The following is a 16,914-nucleotide window of genomic DNA, read 5'->3' as shown; positions in this document are numbered from 1 at the left end:
CCTCACTTGCTCAGCAGGTTCACCTGCTCCGGGGTGGCGCGTTCACCGGTGTACGCCGTGATGGCCCCGGTACCCCGGTCGGTGACCGACGGTGGCTGGATGACCGCCGTGGTGGTGTCCGGGTTGATCTTGAAGACGTACGCGCCGGTGTAGCCGGCGTGGGACTCCTTCGAGAACCCGAACGGCGTCAGGCCGGGGCCCTTGAGCGACCCGGAGCTCATCGCGTCGACGAGCTTCTGGCGCGTCGGGTCCGGCCCGGCGGCCTTGAGCGCCTGCGCGAACGTGTACGCCTGCACCATGCCGAACAGCACGGTGTTCGTGAACGGCTCCTTCGGGATGTACTTGTCGTGGATGCCCTTGAAGTAGGCGACCCACGGGTCCGACGTCTGGGCGACGTCCGGCAGGTAGCCGGTGCCGATCAGGCCGGCCAGCAGCTGCCCGCTGGAGACGCTGGCGCCGCCGCGCTTGGCGAAGTCCTGCAGCAGCCCGGACAGCGTCGCCGGGTCCGCGCCGATGCTGCTGACCACGAACTGCGGCCGGTAGCCGATCTTCGCCGCGGCCAGGATCGACAGCGCGGTGAACGCCGGGATGCACGCGCAGACGACGACCTCGGCGCCCGCGGCCTTCAGCGCGGACAGCTGCGGCGTGACGTCGGTGTTCGCGCTGTCGTAGCCCTGCCGGACGACGGCCTGGTCCTTGACGAACTGGTCCAGCCCGGCCTGCGTGTCGCGGCCGACGTCGTCGTTCTGCGTGAAGTAGCCGACCTTCTTGCCCGCGAAGGTGTCCTTGATGTACTTGCCCTGGATCTTGCCCTCGCGCGTGTAGTCCACCTGGTACCCGAAGGTCATCGGCGCCTTCTGCGGGTTGTCCCAGGCGAGCGCGCCCGAGGACACCAGCAGGTCCGGTACGCCTTCGGAGTTGAGGTAGTCGACGACCTTGGAGTGCGTCGGCGTGCCCAGCCCGCCGACGATCGCGAACACCTTGTCCTGCAGGACGAGCTTCTTCACCACCTCGACGGTCTTCGTCGGGTTGTAGCCGTCGTCCTCGACCTTGTAGTCGATCTTGCGCCCGTTGACGCCGCCGCCGTCGTTGATCGCCTGGTAGACCGCGCGAGCGCCGACGGAGATCTTGCTGTACCCCGGCGCGGCCGGCCCGGTCAGCGGCTGGTGGGTGCCGATCACGACGGTGTCCTTGGTGACGCCGACGGCCGAGTCCGCGGCCTGCTGACCGCCGCCGTCGCTCTCCCCCGCGCCGCCGCACGCGGTCAGCGCCAGGGCGAGGGCGAGGAAACCCGCGCCGTACCTAGTGAGTCTCATGGTTCTCCTTCTTTTCGGCGGGTCGGCGGAGCAGCCCGCGCAGGCGTTGGAAACCGCCCTGGATGCCCCGCGGGAAGGCGAGCACGACGACGATGAGGATCACGCCGTACACCGCGAGCGGGAGGTTGTTGGCCACGTCGGTGTTCAGGTGCAGCACGTCGGCGAGGTCCTCGGACCAGGCCTGGAAGTAGACGAGCGCGACCGCGCCCCACAGCGCGCCCCACAGGGACCCGAGCCCGCCCAGCACCACGGCCGCCAGCAGGCTCAGCGACAGCGCGGGCGTGAACGACCCCGGCGCGGCGGTGCCGAGCAGGAACGCCTGCAGGCCACCGGCGAGCCCGCCGCACACCGCGCTGACCAGGAACGCGAGGATCTTGGTGCGCCCGACGGCGATCCCGCTCAGCGACGCGGCGACCTCGTCGTCGCGGACGGCGCGGAAGTCGCGCCCGAGCCGCCCGCGGACGATGTTGACCACCAGCACCAGCGCGATGAGCACACTGAGCCAGACGATCCAGGTCTGCCACCGCAGTTCCGGGACCACACCGACCATTCCGGACGGTCTGCTGTGGACGGTGAAGCTCAGCCCGTTGCTGCCGCCGAGGAAGTCCGGGAACCTGCGGGTCAGCGCGGGCAGGCCGACGGCCAGCGCGAGCGTCGCCCCGGCCAGGTACGGCCCGCGCAGCCGGGCCGCCGCGGCCCCGGCCAGCAACCCGGCGAGCCCGCCCGCCACCGACGCGAGCAGCAGGTCGGCCCACAGCGGGAACGACGGCACCTTGTTCACCAGCAGCGCCACCGTGTACGCGCCGATGAACATGAACGCGCCGTGGCCCAGGGAGACCTGGCCGGTGAGGCCGGTCAGCAGGGTCAGCCCGGCCACCGCGATCAGGTAGTAGCCGATCGTCGCGATCCGCAGGTTGGTGAACTCGTCGGTCACCAGCGTCAGCACCACGACGACGGCGAAGGCGGCCAGCGCGGCGAGCACGTGGCGGACCAGCGGCGGCAGCGTGCGCTTCTTTTCTTCGGTCCGCACGGTGGTCCGCGGGAGGGAGGTGCGCACGCTCATACCCGCCTCGCCTTCGCCCGGCCGAACAACCCGCTCGGGCGCACGGAAAGCACGATCACCAGGATCGCCAGCGCGGCGATCGTCACCATCTCGGGTCCGAAGTAGCCGGACACGTAGGACAGTCCGACGCCGAGGACGAACCCGCCGGCGATGGTGCCCAAGGGGTTGTCGAGGCCGCCGAGCACCGCCGCGGTGAGCGCGTAGACGAAGACGCCGTCCAGCACGTTCGGGAACAGGAACGGCGGGGTGGCGAGCAGCCCGGCCAGGGAGCCGACGGCCGCCGCCATGCCCCAGCCGACGGTGAGCATCAGCCCGACCCGCACGCCGAGGGTGCGGGCGACGTCCGGCGCGAACGCCGCCGCGCGCATCCGCAGGCCCAGCGGGGTGTACTTGAACACGACGAGCACGAGCGCGGCGATGGCGAGCACGATCAGCACGACGAACAGGTCGTTGGCGGAGAACCGGCCGCGGAAGTCGAAGGCGTACGGGAACGCCAGCGGCTCGTTGGACCAGATCATGCCCGCGATCGCCTGCAGCACCAGCAGAAGCCCGAGCGTGACGATGATCGAGCTCAGCTCGGAGCGGTGCCGCAGCGGCCGGATCAGCAGCCGTTCGGTGGCGACGCCCAGCACGGTCCCGGCGACGATCGCGACGGCGAAGCCGAGCCAGTAGCTGCCGGTCGCCTTGGTCACCGAGTACGCGAGGTAGGTGGAGATGAGGGCGAGGGCGGGCTGTGCGAAGTTCACCACCCGGGTGGCCCGGTAGATGATGACCAGGGCGAGCCCGAGCGCCGCGTACACCGCGCCGGCCGAGATCCCGCCGAGGGTCAGATCGAAGAAGTCCTGCATACCGGACCGGTCACCTCCATTGTGGACGGTCAGAAGCCGAGGTAGGCGTGGCGGAGGCCGTCGTCGGCCAGCAGTTCCGCCGCGGTGTCGACGGCCACCACCTTGCCGAGCGCGAGGACGTACCCGCGGTCGGCGATGGACAGCGCGCTGTGCGCGTTCTGCTCGACGAGCACGACGGTCAGCCCGGTCGAGGCCCGCAGGTCCCGCAGGATCCCCATGATCCGCGCGGTGATCAGCGGGGCGAGCCCCAGCGACGGCTCGTCCAGCAGCAGCAGCCCGGGCCGGCTCATCAGGGCGCGGCCGATGGCCAGCATCTGCCGTTCCCCGCCGGAGAGCGTCGACGCGGGTTTCGCCGAACGTTCCTCCAGGGGTGGGAAAAGCTCGTAGACCTCCCGGCGCGCGGCGGCGCGATCGGCGCGGTCCCGCCGCCACAGCGCGCCCAGCCGGAGGTTCTCGTCGACGGTCAGCTCGGTGATCACCCCGCCGCCTTCGGGCACGTGCGCGACCCCGCCGCGGGCGATCCGGTCCGGCGCCCGGCCGGTGAGTTCCGCGCCGTCCCAGGAGATCCGGCCGGCCCGGGCGGGCTGCAGGCCGCTGATCGTGCGCAGCAACGTGCTCTTGCCGGCCCCGTTCGCCCCGAGCACGGCGGTGATCCCGCCCCGCTCGACGGTGATGCCGACGCCGTCGAGCGCGCGGACGGCGCCGTAGGAAACGGAGAGCTCCTCGATCTCAAGCACGGGGCGCCTCCTCGGCGGGGTCGCCGAGGTAGGCCTCGGCCACGCGGGGGTCGGCCTGGATCTCGGCCGGCGTGCCCGCCGCGATCACCTCGCCGAAGTTCAGCACCACGACGCGGTCGCAGACCTGCATGACCAGGTCCATGTGGTGTTCGACGAGCACGACCGCCATGTGCCGCCGCAGCGACAGGATCAACGTCGACAGCTCGACGAGCTCGGCGGCCGAGAGCCCGCTCGCGGGTTCGTCGAGCAGGAGCAGGTCGGGTTCCGCCACGAGCGCTCTCGCCAGCGCGACGCGTTTCCTGACCCCGTAAGGCAGAACACCGGGCAGCCGGTCGGCGAGGTCGGCGATCCCCAGCTCGCCGAGGGTCGCGCGGGCCCGCCCGGCCAGGTCGGCTTCATCACGCGCGGACCGCCCGGCCCCGACGAGCGCGGGGAGCACGCCGGTGCGAGCGTGCCGGCCCGCGCCGGCCATCACGTTCTCCAGCACGGTCAAGCCCGGGAACAGGCCGAGGCCCTGCAGGGTCCGCACGATCCCGAGGCCGGCCAGGTGTTCCGGGCGGTGCCGGACCAGCGGCTCCCCGCGCCACAGCACGCGGCCCGCCTGGGGCCGGACGAACCCGCAGACGACGTTGAACAGCGTCGTCTTGCCCGCGCCGTTGGGCCCGATCACCCCGACGACGGTGCCGGCGTCGACGCTCAGCCGGACGTCGTGCAGCGCAGTGAGGCCGCCGAAGCGCACGGTGAGGCCGTCGACCACGAGCAGGTCCTCGCCGGGCTGAGCCTCCCCGAGAAGTGTCATCGATGACTCTCCTGTCTCACCATGTGGACCAGGCCGTACCGCGCGGTCGGTATGAAGAGGGTGGAGGGCAGCGGCGGTGAAGTCAAGGCACGAAGTGTCGAAACCGGACGCTCCGGGAATTTTCACAAAGCGCGCGCTTAGTGGTATTCGGCACCAGAACGTGCACGCCGAGACGTCATGAACGAGTCGTTCATGGCATTGCCGCCGGGGCACGACGAAGGGCGGGCACGCCGAAGCACACCCGCCCTTCCGCCATCGCCCGCGTCAGCCGGTGCTGGCCTGCGGGGCGATCATCGACGAGGCGTCGATCTTCGTCTGCACCACACCCAGCTGCTGCAACAGGTCCGGCACCCGCTGGATCCGGCGGGCGTCCAACGTGGACCCGAACGCGGGCATCACCATCAGGCTCGCGATGTCCTGGTCCACGCGGGCGTTGCGGACCACCAGCGGTTCCACGCGGGCGCGGTCCACCGCGGCGCGGGTGGCGTTGAGCATCGCGCGCTGGAACGCGGCCAGCGTCTTCGGGTGGTCGCGGGCCCACTGGGCCGTGGCGCCGTAGCCGGTCAGCGGGAAGGCCTGGGTGCTGCCGCTGGCGGCGTCGATCACCGGGTACGCGCCGGCGGTCTTGGCGGCCTGGGTGAGGAACGGTTCCGGCTGGTAGGCGGCGTCGACCCGGCCCTGCGCGAGTGCCGCGCCCATCTCCGGCAGCGGCATCGGGACCCACGTCACCTTGGTGGCGTCGATGCCGTGGTCGCGCATCACCGACCGGGTCAGCACGTCGGAGGCCGCGTTCTTCGAGCTGATCGCGATCCGCTTGCCGCCGAGGTCGTCGATGGTCTTCACCGGCGAGTTCGGCACCGTGACGACTTCGTTGCTGCGCGGGCTCGCCGAAGTGGCGTCGGCGATGAGCTTCACGTCCGCGGTGCCGCTGTTCTTCGCCAGGAAGAACAGCGTGTAGGTGGACAGCGCGAGGTCGTCCTTGCCCGCCACCATGCGGTTCAGCGTGTCCTGGCCGCTGGCGCCGATGTCGGTCTGCACCTCGAGGCCTTCGGCCTTGAAGTAGCCGCCTTCCTGCGCCAGCCACAGGGTGGCGAGGTCGACGGTGGTGAGGATCGCGACCCGGATGGCCGGTTTTTCGACGGCGCCACCGGTCTTGGTCCCGCCGAGCTGGCTGCACCCGCTCAGCAGCAGGGCGGCGGCGACGGCGAGCACGGCGAACCGGCGGGTCGAGGCGCGTCTGGGCATGGCACTCCTCGGAAATGAATACTTCTGCACGTGGAATCCGGCGGTGGAGCCGTGATCCGCCGGACTGTAGATGACGATTTCCGCGCCCGCAAACACGTTGCCGAGAATTGCGACCGCAATGATCACGTGGGGAAACAAACCAACGAGGAGGTCGCACACAGCGTGATCGTTGTCCGCCATCCGGGCGAGCGCACTGGGACGTCTGATCGTCACCGGCACTGCTCCGACGGCGGAAATCGCGGCCGCCGTAACGAACCGGATCACCGCGGAGACTCTGAGCGGCAAAGAGGGTGGAAAACGATGAACGAATGGAAGTACCGGCCACCGCTGCTGTCACCCCGGTCCGGCCACGAGGTGGCCGCCGCCGGGGACCACCTCTTCGTCCTCGGCGGCACCGACGGCGACCTCGTCCACAGCTCCGTCGAGACCCGCCACGCGCGCGGCGACGGGGAGTGGCACCACGTCTGCCCGATGCCGGTGCCCCGCAGCGGTTTCGCGGCCGCCGTGGTGGGCGGGATCGTCTACGCCGCGGGCGGAACCGGCCGCGGCGGGGCCGCGCTGGACGCGGTCGACCGGTACGACCCCGAACGCGACGAATGGCACCCGGCGCCCGCGTTGCCGGTTCCCCTGGCCGCGGCCTCGGCCGCCGGGCTGGACGGCCGGGTGTACGTCGCGGGCGGCGTGGTCGGGGACGCCGACCCCGCGCAGCACGCCACCGACGCCGTCCGCGTGCTGGACCCGGCGGACCCCCGCCCGCACTGGGTACCGGTGGCACCGATGCCGACCCCGCGGGCGCAGTTCCGGCTCGTGGCCACCGAAGCGCACCTGTACGCGCTCGGCGGCCTGCCGAGCCGGGCGCAGGACGCGCTCGCGTCGGTGGAGCGGTACTGCCCGGAGTCCGACCGCTGGGAAGCCGTGGCGCCGATGCACAAGCGCCGCGGCTCGCCCGGGGCGGCGGTGGTGGGCACCAAGATCGTGGTCGTCGGCGGCGGCCCGGCCCCGGTCGACGACCCGACCGCCCGCGACCGCACGGCCGAGGTCTTCGACCCCGGCACGGGGTACTGGGTGCTGCCCGGCACGCTGCTCCCCCACGGCCGGGCGTCGCTGGTGTGCGCGACCGTGTCGGCGCACCGGATCCTCGCGATCGGCGGGAGCGCGAACACCTACGGCAGCGTCGTCACGATCCCGGACGTGCTGTCGCTGAAGCTGCCGTGACCGCGAACCGGCGCAGCCCCGGGGTCGCGGCACCGACGGCCACCACCGCGGCCACGCAGAGCAAGCCGCCGCTGACGAGCGCGAACGTCCCCGACGTCGCGCCGGCCACGAGGCCGCCGCGCAGGTTGCCGACGTCCGGGCCGGCCTGCCCGACGATCTGCTCGGCCGCCGCCACCCGGCCGAGCAGCGCGTCCGGGGTGTTGAGCTGGACCAGCGCCCCGCGCGAAACGACCGAAACCGTGTCCGCCGCGCCCGCCAGCACCAAGCACGCGAGCCCGAGCCACGGACTCGGCGCCAGCCCGAACACCGTCAGCGCGACACCCCAGGCGGCGGAGCCCGCGAGCATCACCAGGCCCGGCCGCGGGAGCCGGGTGAACGCCCCCGAGAACACCGACGCCGCCACGCCGCCGACCGCGATGGCGGAGAGGAACAAGCCCAGCGTGCGCGGGTTCCCGCCGAAGTGCTCCTCGTTGACCAGCGGGAACAGGCTGATGGGCATGGACAGGACGGTCGCGGCGAGGTCGGTGAGCAGCGCCCCGCGCACGACCGGGGTCCGGACGAGGAACGCCAGTCCGTCGAGCACGCCGCGCAGGCCCGGCCGCGACAGCTCGCCGCCGGGCCGCATCGGCGGCAGGCCGAAGACGCCGTAGAACGCCAGCCCGAAGGTGAGCGCGTCGACGACGTAGCAGCCGCCTACGCCGAGCCAGCCGAGGAGCAGCCCGCCGAGCGCCGGGCCGAGCAACATGGCGCCCTGGAAGGCGATCCGGTTCAGCGCGAGCCCCGCGGGCAGCTGCTCGGGCGGCAGCAGCCGGGGGATGAAGGTGCGCCCGGCCGGCCCGCCGCCGGCGACGAAGCACGACTGGACGGCCACCAGTCCCAGCACCACGAGCACCGGCACGCCGCCCACGAACCCCTGCACGGCCAGCAGGACCGAGCAGCCGGCCTGCCCGGCCGTCATCACGAGGGCGAACTTCCGCCGGTCGACGCGGTCCACCAGCGTGCCGGCGAACAGGCCGAACGCGATGACCGGCAGGGCCTGCGCGAGCCCGACGGCCCCGGTCCACCCGGTGCTGCCGGTCTGCTCCCAGACCTGGAACATCACGGCGACCAGGGTCATCTGGGCTCCGAAGCCGGAAAACACCCGGCCCAGCCAGAGCCGGCGGAAGGCGGGTGACGAGCGCAGCGGGGTCGTGTCGACGAGGGCTCGGAGCACGGCGCAAAGTGTAACAGCGCTTATATGTTTGCCGCGGGCGGCGAAGGAAGTGGTTTGGAAGTCGCCTCCGGCAGCATCTGCCGCACCCCGAACGCAAGAGGAGTCACCATGAGAGCCGGTGCAATCCACGCCGTCATCGGCACGGCCGTCCTGGGGGCGGTCGTCCTCGCACCCCCCGCCGAAGCGGCCGGGACCGGAGCCCAGACGGTGGCGGCGAGCTGCACCGCCGGCCCGTTCCGCGGCACCGTGTCGGTCACCTACCAGCCCGTCGGCACGACCGAGTACCACCCGGGCGTCGCCACCATCGGCGGCGGCCCGTACATCGGCGACTCGGCGACGTTCGTCCTCGACGTCTCCTACGTCGACGCGGGCGCCACCACGTCCGTCTACCGCGGCACCTTCACCGGGACCGCGGGCACGAAGCTCAGCGTCCACCTCCCCGAAGACGTCAAGGTCCCGCAGGACGTCCCGAGCTACGCCTCCGTCGACTTCGACGGCGGTGCGAGCCCCTGCACGGCCAGGGCGGAGATCAGGTAGGCCGAGCGCAGGACGGCGTCGCGGAGCAACGCGGCGCTGTCCCGGGCCCGCGCCGGGATCAGCACGAACCCGGCGCTCGTGTGCTCGCCCCAGCCGGTCATCACGTGCGGCTCGCCGAACCCGCGGATCGGGCACGGCAGCGGGGGCGCCGCCGGCACGTGCGCGTCGCTGACCAGCAGGCTCACGTCGGCGCGGTCCGCCTGGTCGGGCACCGCCCGCGCGGCCCGGTCCGGCGGGGCCTGGTGCGCGACGACGAGCGCCCGCGGGACCCCCAGTCCCGCGGCCACCCGCCGCTGCGCCAGCCGGTAGGCGACCAGCGCGCCGAGCCCCGCGCCGAACAGCACGTGCGGCCCGGCGAGCACCCCGGCCAGTTCCGCGGACAGCGACTCGACGAGCAGCCACATGTCCCGGTACGGGTGCTCGTCACGGCGCTCGCCCCGCCCGGGCAGCTCGACGACGTGCACCGCGATCCGCGGATCGCGCCAGGCCCGGTAGCGGCCGGCGGCTTCACCGGCGTCCGGGAAACAGACGAACAGCAAGCGCTCCGGATCATCGGTGTCCACCCGTGGCCTCCCTTCCCTTTCCGTCCAGGGTTAGGGTCGAGCACGGCACTTCCGTTCCGCTTCGGTCCGCCTTCTGGGGGGCAACACGTGCGCTACCGCCTGCTCGGGCCGGTCACGGTCCTCGGCGACACGGGGGCGTTCCGGCCCGGTGGCCAGAAACAGACGTCCGTGCTGGCCGCGCTCCTGCTCAACCCGAACCGCGTGGTCACCGAAGACCGCCTCATCGACCTGACCTGGGGGGAAAACGCGCCGCCGAGCGTCCGCGGGCGGCTCCAGGTGCACATCTCGGAACTGCGGAAGCTGCTCGGCCGCGACGTCATCGTGCGGCGCGCGCCCGGCTACGTCATCGAGGTCGGTCCCGGCGACCGGGACCTCGACGTGTTCGACGACGAGGTCGCCAAGGCCAGGGCCACCTCCGGGCCCGACGCCGTCGCGCACCTGCGTGCCGCGCTCGCGCTGTGGGAGGGCACCCCGCTCGGCGGTGTCAGCGAAGCCCTGGCCGAGCACGAGGGCCCGGCGCTGGCCGAGCGCCGGCTCGTCGTGCTGGAGGAGCTGTACGAGCAGGAACTGGCTTCGGGACGGCACGCCGAGGTGGTCGGCGAGCTGCGGCAGCTCGTCGAAGAACACCCGTTCCGCGAACGGCTGCGCGCCGCGCTGATGCTCGCGCTGCACCGCTGCGGCCGCACGCCGGAAGCGCTCGAGACGTACACGCGGGCGCACGACCTGCTCGTCGACGAACTGGGCATCGAGCCCGGCCAGGCCCTGCAGGACCTGCGGATGCGGATCCTGCGGGGCGAAGGCGAACCGGCGCCCGCGCCCGCCGCGGCCCCGGTCGCGCTGCGGCCGGCCGAGCTGCCGCTGGACGTCCGCGGGTTCGCCGGCCGCGCCCCGGAACTGGCCACGCTCGACGAACCCGGCGACGTCTGGGTGATCACCGGCACGGCGGGCGTCGGCAAGACCGCGCTGGCCGTGCACTGGGCCCACACCGCGCGGGCGCGCTACCCCGACGGCCAGCTGTACGTGAACCTGCGCGGCTTCGACGCCGACGACGAGCCGCTCACCCCCGCCGCCGCGCTCGCGCAGCTGCTGCGCACCCTCGGCGTCGACCTGCGGGACGTGCCGCCGGGCCTCGACGACCAGAGCAAGCTCTACCGCTCGCTGCTGGCCGACCGGCAGGCGCTCGTCGTGCTGGACAACGCCCGCGACGCCGCCCAGGTGCTCCCGCTGCTGCCGTCGTCGGGCCGGGTGCTGGTGACCAGCCGCCACCGGCTCGACGAGCTGGTCGCCCGCACCGGCGCGCGGTCGCTGGGCCTGGCGCAGCTGCGCGAAGACGACTCGCAGGCGCTGCTGACCGCGTTGCTCGGCGACCGGACCAGCGCCGAACCGGAAGCCGCGGCCGAGCTGGCCCGGCTCTGCGGCCACCACCCGCTCGCCCTGCGGATCGCCGCGGCGAACACCGGCGTCGCCAGCATCGGCGAGCTGGTCGACGAGCTGCGCGGCGACCCGCTGGCCCAGCTCGGCTTCGACGGCGCCGAGGAAAGCGCCGTCGCCAAGGCGTTTTCGGTGTCCTACCAGGCACTGGCGCCCGGGCTGCGGCAGGCGTTCCGGTTGCTCGCGCTGGTGCCGGGCGCCGACTTCACGCCGATCGCCGTGGCGGCGCTGCTGGACGTGCCGCCCGAGGAGGCGGCGCGGCGGGTGCGCGGGCTGGCGGCGGCGAACCTCCTGGAGGCGCACGCGCCCCGCCGCTACCGGTTCCACGACCTCGCCCGCCGCTACGCCGAGCAGTGCGTCCGGGCCGAGGAGGACGAAGCCACGCGCGAGGGCGCGTGGGAGCGGCTGTTCACCGGCTACTGCGCGGCCGCCGACGCCGCGGTCGCGCTGCTCGGCGCGCGGATCGTGACGCTGCCCCGCGAAGACGCCCCGGCGGCGCCGAGCCCGGTCGCGTTCGCCGACGCCGCGGCCGCCGTGGCCTGGCTCGACGTCGAGGTCCCGAACCTTTCGGCGGCGCTGCGGCAGGCCGCGACGCGCGGGCCGTACCCCGGCGCCTGGTACCTGGCCGACGCGTTGCGGCGGTTCTTCCACGACCACGGCCGCCGCGCGGAGTGGCTCGAACTGGCCCCGATCGTCCTGCGCGCGGCCCGCGACCACGGCGCCCAGCCGGCCGAGGCGCTGGTCCACCTGTCCATCGGCGGCGCGTACTTCCGCGAGGGCCAGCACGAAGCGGGCATCCGGCATTCGGAGAAGGCGGTGCTGGCCAGCCGGGCGTGCGGTTGGCGCGAGTGCGAGGCGACCGCCGTCGCGAACCTGGGCTCGATGCTGGAGTGGACCGGCCGGCTGTCGGAGGCCGTCGAACACAGCCGTCGCGCGATCCAGCTGTTCCGCGAGCTGGCCAACCGGTCGGGTGAGGCGCTCGCGCTGAACTCGCTGAGCTGCCACTACCGCCAGCTGGGCCGGCTGGAGCAGGCGGAGGACTGCCTGGTCGAGGCGATCGCGCTGGCCCGCAAGGAAGACCTGGCGTTCTGGGAGGCGGCGAACCTCGCCGACCTGGGCTGGGTGCTGCTGGCCACCGGACGGCTGGCGGAGGCGGGCGAGGTCCTCGACCAGGCCCTGACGGCGTTCCGCGACCTCGGTACGAGCTTCGGCGAAGCGACGGTGCTGAACGCGGTGAGCGCGTTGCAGATCGCCCGCGGCGAACACGCCGCGGCGGCGCGAACGGCGGAAGCGGCCCTCGAATCCGTCCGCCGCGACGGCGACCGGCAGGTCGAGGCGGCCGCGTTGATCGCGCTGGGCCGCGCCGAGGAAGGCCGGGGTGACCTGGGTGCGGCGGAGCGCGTCCTGCGGGAAGCCCGGGAACTGACGGCGGAGTCCGGCCTGCGCGGCCAGCTGGCGGAGGCGGCGGCGACGCTGGCCCGGGTGCTGGCCGCGGGCGGCCGCGCGGGCGAGGCGGGCGAACACGCGCGGGCGGCCCTCGACGCGGCGCGGGCGGGCGGGTTCCGCGTCGTCGAGGCGGAAGCACTGCTGGGGCTGGCGGCGGTCGAGGCCGCCGCGGGCCGCTCGACGCTCGCCGACGGGACGGCGCGGGAGTCGCGGTCGCTGTACCGCGCGGTCGGGCACGTGACGGGCGAAGCCGTGGCCGCCCGGTTCCTCGCGGAGCTGGCCGGGCGCGCCACCGGCTGACCAGCTTCGTGAAGGCCACCGCGCGGAACTTGTGCTGCCTCAAGGTGGCCTTCACGGCACGTTGCCGCCCCCGGCGCGACATACTGAACCCATGCCCCGTCCAAAACACGTCCCCGCGAGCGATCTGCGCCTCCCGGGCGCGCTGCAGCCGGGGCGGCCGAAGGGCGACCAGCTCCGCGAAATCCTCGAATCCGTCGCGACGGAGGCGGGCCCCGGCCGGCTGATGCCGTCGGAACGGTTCCTCGCCGAGCACTTCCAGGTCGCCCGCGGCACCGTGCGCCAGGAGATCAACCGCCTGGTCGCGGACGGCGTCCTGTACCGCCAGCACGGCACCGCGACCTTCACCGCGGAACGCCAGGCGGCGCACATCGACATGCTGACCTCGTTCACCGAGGACATGAAGGCCCGCGGCGTCGTCCCCAAGACGAAGGTGCTGCACGCCGAGGTGGAGAGCGCGAACCAGCGCATCGCCGGCCGCCTGAACGTGCCCCCGGGCGCGCGGGTGTTCCGGCTCGAACGGCTCCGCTACGTCGAAGACGAGCCGTTCGCCGTCGAGCGCACCAACCTCTCGGTCGACCGGTTCCCGGGCATCGAGCAGTTCGACTGGGAAACCGAATCCCTGCACCGCACGATCGAGGAGCGCTGGGACGTCCGCGCGGAGTGGAACGACACGGCGATCTCGGCGGTCCTCCCCAACACCGGCGACGCGGTCCTGCTCGGCATCGAAGCCACCCAGCCGTGCCTGATCATCGAGGGCACGCTGCACGACCAGAGCGGCGGCGTCATCGAAGCGGGCCGGTCGCTGTACCGGGCCGACCGCTACACGGTCTTCACGCAGGCGCGGCGCAGCCCGGCCTGAGCAGCCCGCCCGCGACCTATTGCGGGCTGAGCCGGTGCGCCCGCAGGACCTTCAGGCAGTGCTCCACCAGCAGGTCCGCGGCGTCCGCGCCGAACAGCGTCACGTACGACTCGTAGATCCCGGTCCGGTGCCCCTCGGCGTCCGGCAGGTACCCCAGGTAGCCGTCGGTGTAGCCGATCACCCGCGTGTGCCGGAACGGGCTCCCCCGCCGGATCCGCAGCCCCAGCGACGCGAACAGTTCGAACGGCGTGTGCAGCCACGCGATGTCCCCCAGCGAGACGACGCTGACCGGCACCTCGGCGCACCCCGTCGGCCGGTCGCTGGCCGCCATCGCCGCGAGCATCGCGCAGCCCTCGTAGCGGGTTTGCGCGATCCGGACCGCCGGGTGGTCCTCGCCGTGGTGGGCCAGCTCCCGCTGCCACTCCACCTCCGCCGACTCGCGCAGCGCCAAGCTGTCCTCGATCGACGGCACGTCGCGGTAGGGCAGGTGCAGCGAAGACCGCGTCAGCCGGACCGGGCCGCTCGCGCCGATCGCCGACGCCGCCGCCAGCGTGCGGGCGATCGACGTCGCCAGGTGGCCGCCCAGGGTGCGGACTTCGGCGTGGTCGCGGCCGCGGCGGACGAAGCGGGAGCTGGCGTCGCCCGCCGCGCCCTGCAGGAACGCCGCCACCGGGCGGCCGATCAGCGCGGCCAGCTCTCTCCGGGTCGCGCCCGGCCAGTCCGCCGACCAGGCCAGGTTGTCCGGGCCGAGCACGGTCGGGTGGCTCGCGTAGTCGAACAGCAGCGCCGCCGGGGTGCCGTCGTCGCGGCTCAGTTCCAGCACGCCGAACGACGTGTCGTGCGGCCCGTCCGGCCGGTACCGGTTGCCGCCGACGGCTTCCGTCGACCCCGCGTGCCAGCGGGCCCGGACCTGGGAGCGGCAGGCGCGCAGCCGCAGCGCGGCCCCGGTGACCTTCTCCGCCATCCGGCCGACCAGCCCCGGGTCGCGCTCCCCCGGCAGCCCGGGGTGCAGCGGGCCGGTCCAGCCCTCGGGCCCGGAATGCGTGTGCGACGCGCAGACGAGGACCCGCTCCGGATCGACGCCCACCGCCGCGCCGACCGCGTCGGCCAGGGTGCGGGTGAGGCCGGCGTCGACCGCGAGCGCGTCCAGCGCCACCCAGACCACACCCGGGTCGTCCTCGGTGGACAGCCAGATCAGCGACGCTTCGAGCTCGTCGTGCGTGCCGGTCGCGACGCCGTGCCGGGCCAGGTAGCCGCCGAGCGGGTGCCCGGGCTCCGGGGTGATCCGGACGTCTTGCGCGGCGAGCAGGAGGGCGGCGGTCACCAGGTCGATTCCAGGACGTCGACCACGCCGTCGCGGCCGGCGGCGCGAGCCACGCCGGCGAGCTCGGTCACGTCGCCGGTGGTGTGCAGCAGGACCTCCAGCAGCATCGGCAGGTTCAGCCCCGACACGAGCTGGATGCGCGGGTGCCCGGCCGCGAGCGTGCGGACGGCGTTGAACGGCGAGCCGCCGTGCAGATCGGCGAGCACGAGCACCCCCTCGGCGGTGCCGGCCAGCGCGAGCACGCGGGCGCCGAACTCCTCCGGGCTGTCGTGCGGGCTCAGCTCGCAGACCTTCAGCCGCGACTGCGGGCCGAGGATCATTTCGGCGGCCTCGCCGACGCCGGAGGGCAGCCGGCCGTGGCCGGCCAGGATGATCGGGACGGACATGGCGGACTCCCCTTAGCTCTTCACCGGGGCCGATGGCGCGAACCAGCCGAGCCACCCCAGGACGACCCCGGCGACGACGACGATGCCGATGACCCAGACCGGCCGCAGCCGGGCCTTGGCCGTCAGCAGGTAAACCCCGGCGGTGACCAGCACCGGCAGCAGGAACGGCAGCAGTTCGTCGAGCCGGTCCTGGATCGCCACCGACTGGGTCACCGGCTGTCCCTGGACCGTGGTGGTCTGCCGGTAGGTCAGCGTGGTGACGACCTTGACGATCGACGGGATGAACCCGCCGAGCACGACGAACCCGAGCACGGTCGCCCCCTGCGCCACGCGCGCCAGCGCGCCGGCGGCGAGGTGCCCGGCCAGCCGCTTCCCTTCACGGTAGGCGAACCCGAACTGCCAGCGCCGCACCAGCGCGTACGGCACGAGCACCATCACGGCGGCGAACGCGGGGCCGAGCCAGTTGCCCTGCAGCGCCCACGACGCGCCCATGGTGAAGACGATGCTGTTGTACAGCGCGAAAACGACGGTGTCGCCGATGCCGGCCAGCGGCCCCATCAGCGCGACCTTGGTGCTCGCCGCCGACTTCGGCGTCCCCGCCTCCTCCAGCGCGACGCTGGAGCCGAGGATCAGCGGGCCGCCGATGAGCACGGAGGTGTTGAAGAACTGCAGGTGCCGCTGCAGGCCGGCGACGTAGTCGGCCTTTTCCGGGTACAGCCGGCGCAGCACCGGTTCCATCGAGTACGCGAACCCGAGCGCCTGCATCCGCTCGTAGTTCCACGAGATCTGGCTCGACCAGAAGTAGCGGCGGAACACCCGCCGCAGGTCCTGCTTGGTCAGCCGGGGGTCCACCGCGGCTTCTTCGGCCGGCTCGGGCACGGCGATGGCCGGTTCGTCGCGCTTCAGCGTCACGAACAGCATCGCCACCGCGACGCCGACCAGCGCGATCCCCAGCACCGGCAGCTTCAGGTAGGCGAACCCGACGAAGCCGATCAGCAGCAGGTACCAGTACCGCGACAGCTCCATCATGCCGAGCAGCAGCGCGAAGCCGACCGCGGGCAGCAGCGACCCGGCGAGCGTCATGCCCTGCACGAACCCGGCCGGGATGCTCGCGGTGATGTCCTTGACCAGGCCACCCGACGCGGCGAGCGCGGCGAGGAACGTCGGGATCGCGCGCACCGCGACCCACGGGACCAGGCTGACCCAGTGGATCGTCGCCAGGCCGCGGGCGTTGCCGTCGGCGGCGTAGGCGTCGGCCCGGTGCACCAGCGCGGTGGTGACCATCTTGCCGACCGGGTCCAGGGCCGACAGCAGGATCGCGGCCGGCAACCCGACGCCGATCCCGACGGCGACCTGGGCGGACGTCCCGCCGGCGGCACCCGCGGCCAGCGCCGTGCCGACGATCGCGCCGGTCTGGTAGTCCGGGATGGTCGCGCCGCCGTAGGTGTAGACGCCGAGGGCGGCGAGCTCCAGCGTCGCGCCGATCAGCAGGCCGAGCAGCGGGTTCCCGGTGATCAGCCCGGCCACCGAGCCGGCGATCAGCGGGCGCTGGGCGTAGATGAGGAACGGGCCGAGCCCGTCGTAGGTGCAGTAGATCGCCCAGATGGTCAGGGCCAGCGCGACGAGCATGCG

15 protein-coding genes are annotated in these 16,914 nt (G+C 73.2%); 4 read left to right on the top strand and 11 right to left on the bottom strand.

Going from position 1 to position 16,914, the window contains the following annotated elements; genetic code table 11:
* Positions 1–2: 2 nt before the first annotated feature.
* The 6 genes from AB5J73_RS19440 to AB5J73_RS19415 form a co-directional block, all read right to left on the bottom strand.
* Positions 3–1,316 (bottom strand): ABC transporter substrate-binding protein, encoded by a 1,314-nt coding sequence (locus AB5J73_RS19440; protein WP_370971088.1) that lies wholly within the window; start codon positions 1,314–1,316, stop codon positions 3–5.
* Positions 1,303–2,379: a branched-chain amino acid ABC transporter permease gene (locus AB5J73_RS19435; protein ID WP_370971087.1), complete on the bottom strand. Its 1,077-nt coding sequence runs from the start codon at positions 2,377–2,379 to the stop codon at positions 1,303–1,305. The genes AB5J73_RS19440 and AB5J73_RS19435 overlap by 14 nt, the downstream gene beginning before the upstream one ends.
* Positions 2,376–3,227: a branched-chain amino acid ABC transporter permease gene (locus tag AB5J73_RS19430; RefSeq protein ID WP_086863271.1), complete on the bottom strand. Its 852-nt coding sequence runs from the start codon at positions 3,225–3,227 to the stop codon at positions 2,376–2,378. The genes AB5J73_RS19435 and AB5J73_RS19430 overlap by 4 nt, the downstream gene beginning before the upstream one ends.
* A 29-nt stretch (positions 3,228–3,256) precedes the next feature.
* Positions 3,257–3,964 (bottom strand): ABC transporter ATP-binding protein, encoded by a 708-nt coding sequence (locus AB5J73_RS19425; RefSeq protein WP_370971086.1) that lies wholly within the window; start codon positions 3,962–3,964, stop codon positions 3,257–3,259.
* Positions 3,957–4,763 (bottom strand): ABC transporter ATP-binding protein, encoded by an 807-nt coding sequence (locus AB5J73_RS19420; RefSeq protein ID WP_370971085.1) that lies wholly within the window; start codon positions 4,761–4,763, stop codon positions 3,957–3,959. The genes AB5J73_RS19425 and AB5J73_RS19420 overlap by 8 nt, the downstream gene beginning before the upstream one ends.
* A gap of 264 nt (positions 4,764–5,027) precedes the next feature.
* Complete coding sequence (locus AB5J73_RS19415; protein WP_370971084.1) at positions 5,028–6,008, bottom strand: ABC transporter substrate-binding protein; 981 nt, start codon at positions 6,006–6,008, stop codon at positions 5,028–5,030.
* Positions 6,009–6,308: 300 nt separating this feature from the next.
* Here AB5J73_RS19415 and AB5J73_RS19410 point away from each other — a divergent pair, with 300 nt between their 5' ends.
* Positions 6,309–7,223, top strand: coding sequence for a Kelch repeat-containing protein (locus AB5J73_RS19410; RefSeq protein ID WP_370971083.1), 915 nt, complete (start codon positions 6,309–6,311; stop codon positions 7,221–7,223).
* On the opposite strand, the gene AB5J73_RS19405 is transcribed toward AB5J73_RS19410, so the two are convergent.
* Positions 7,186–8,436: an MFS transporter gene (locus AB5J73_RS19405; protein ID WP_370971082.1), complete on the bottom strand. Its 1,251-nt coding sequence runs from the start codon at positions 8,434–8,436 to the stop codon at positions 7,186–7,188. The genes AB5J73_RS19410 and AB5J73_RS19405 overlap by 38 nt on opposite strands.
* 108 nt (positions 8,437–8,544) lie before the next feature.
* Here AB5J73_RS19405 and AB5J73_RS19400 point away from each other — a divergent pair, with 108 nt between their 5' ends.
* Positions 8,545–8,973, top strand: a complete 429-nt coding sequence (locus AB5J73_RS19400) for a hypothetical protein (RefSeq protein ID WP_370971081.1) — start codon at positions 8,545–8,547, stop codon at positions 8,971–8,973.
* On the opposite strand, the gene AB5J73_RS19395 is transcribed toward AB5J73_RS19400, so the two are convergent.
* Positions 8,910–9,536, bottom strand: coding sequence for a thioesterase II family protein (locus AB5J73_RS19395; RefSeq protein WP_370971080.1), 627 nt, complete (start codon positions 9,534–9,536; stop codon positions 8,910–8,912). The two genes, AB5J73_RS19400 and AB5J73_RS19395, sit on opposite strands and share 64 nt — an antisense overlap.
* Before the next feature lie 87 nt (positions 9,537–9,623).
* On the opposite strand from AB5J73_RS19395, the gene AB5J73_RS19390 reads away from it, so the two are divergent.
* Both AB5J73_RS19390 and AB5J73_RS19385 read left to right on the top strand, forming a co-directional pair.
* Positions 9,624–12,713, top strand: a complete 3,090-nt coding sequence (locus tag AB5J73_RS19390) for a BTAD domain-containing putative transcriptional regulator (RefSeq protein WP_370971079.1) — start codon at positions 9,624–9,626, stop codon at positions 12,711–12,713.
* Positions 12,714–12,804: 91 nt separating this feature from the next.
* On the top strand, positions 12,805–13,572 hold the full coding sequence (locus AB5J73_RS19385; RefSeq protein ID WP_370971078.1) for a GntR family transcriptional regulator: 768 nt from the start codon (positions 12,805–12,807) through the stop codon (positions 13,570–13,572).
* A 16-nt stretch (positions 13,573–13,588) separates the two neighbouring features.
* Here the strand turns inward: AB5J73_RS19385 and AB5J73_RS19380 are convergent, their stop codons facing one another.
* From AB5J73_RS19380 to AB5J73_RS19370, 3 genes are read right to left on the bottom strand one after another with little or no spacing between them, the layout of a single operon-like run.
* Positions 13,589–14,896 carry a hypothetical protein gene (locus tag AB5J73_RS19380; RefSeq protein ID WP_370971077.1) on the bottom strand — a complete coding sequence of 436 codons (1,308 nt, stop codon included), beginning with the start codon at positions 14,894–14,896 and terminating at the stop codon, positions 13,589–13,591.
* Entirely contained in the window at positions 14,893–15,282 is a 390-nt protein-coding gene (locus AB5J73_RS19375) for a PTS sugar transporter subunit IIA (RefSeq protein WP_370971076.1), read from the bottom strand. The genes AB5J73_RS19380 and AB5J73_RS19375 overlap by 4 nt, the downstream gene beginning before the upstream one ends.
* Before the next feature lie 12 nt (positions 15,283–15,294).
* Complete coding sequence (locus tag AB5J73_RS19370) at positions 15,295–16,911, bottom strand: PTS system mannose/fructose/sorbose family transporter subunit IID (protein ID WP_370971075.1); 1,617 nt, start codon at positions 16,909–16,911, stop codon at positions 15,295–15,297.
* Between the last annotated feature and the right edge of the window lie 3 nt (positions 16,912–16,914).

This window comes from Amycolatopsis sp. cg9 (assembly GCF_041346945.1).
GTDB lineage: Bacteria > Actinomycetota > Actinomycetes > Mycobacteriales > Pseudonocardiaceae > Amycolatopsis.
Note: the sequence above shows the minus strand (reverse complement) of the source record. Positions and strands in the feature narration are given on the sequence as shown.

Excerpts from the sequence above, each read along its gene's own strand:
- AB5J73_RS19440 (WP_370971088.1), bottom strand. The coding sequence starts at position 1,316 with ATGAGACTCACTAGGTACGGCGCGGGTTTCCTCGCCCTCGCCCTGGCG.
- AB5J73_RS19435 (WP_370971087.1), bottom strand. The coding sequence starts at position 2,379 with ATGAGCGTGCGCACCTCCCTCCCGCGGACCACCGTGCGGACCGAAGAA.
- AB5J73_RS19430 (WP_086863271.1), bottom strand. The coding sequence starts at position 3,227 with ATGCAGGACTTCTTCGATCTGACCCTCGGCGGGATCTCGGCCGGCGCG.
- AB5J73_RS19420 (WP_370971085.1), bottom strand. The coding sequence starts at position 4,763 with ATGACACTTCTCGGGGAGGCTCAGCCCGGCGAGGACCTGCTCGTGGTC.
- AB5J73_RS19415 (WP_370971084.1), bottom strand. The coding sequence starts at position 6,008 with ATGCCCAGACGCGCCTCGACCCGCCGGTTCGCCGTGCTCGCCGTCGCC.
- AB5J73_RS19410 (WP_370971083.1), top strand. The coding sequence starts at position 6,309 with ATGAACGAATGGAAGTACCGGCCACCGCTGCTGTCACCCCGGTCCGGC.
- AB5J73_RS19400 (WP_370971081.1), top strand. The coding sequence starts at position 8,545 with ATGAGAGCCGGTGCAATCCACGCCGTCATCGGCACGGCCGTCCTGGGG.
- AB5J73_RS19385 (WP_370971078.1), top strand. The coding sequence starts at position 12,805 with ATGCCCCGTCCAAAACACGTCCCCGCGAGCGATCTGCGCCTCCCGGGC.
- AB5J73_RS19375 (WP_370971076.1), bottom strand. The coding sequence starts at position 15,282 with ATGTCCGTCCCGATCATCCTGGCCGGCCACGGCCGGCTGCCCTCCGGC.
- AB5J73_RS19370 (WP_370971075.1), bottom strand. The coding sequence starts at position 16,911 with ATGCTCGTCGCGCTGGCCCTGACCATCTGGGCGATCTACTGCACCTAC.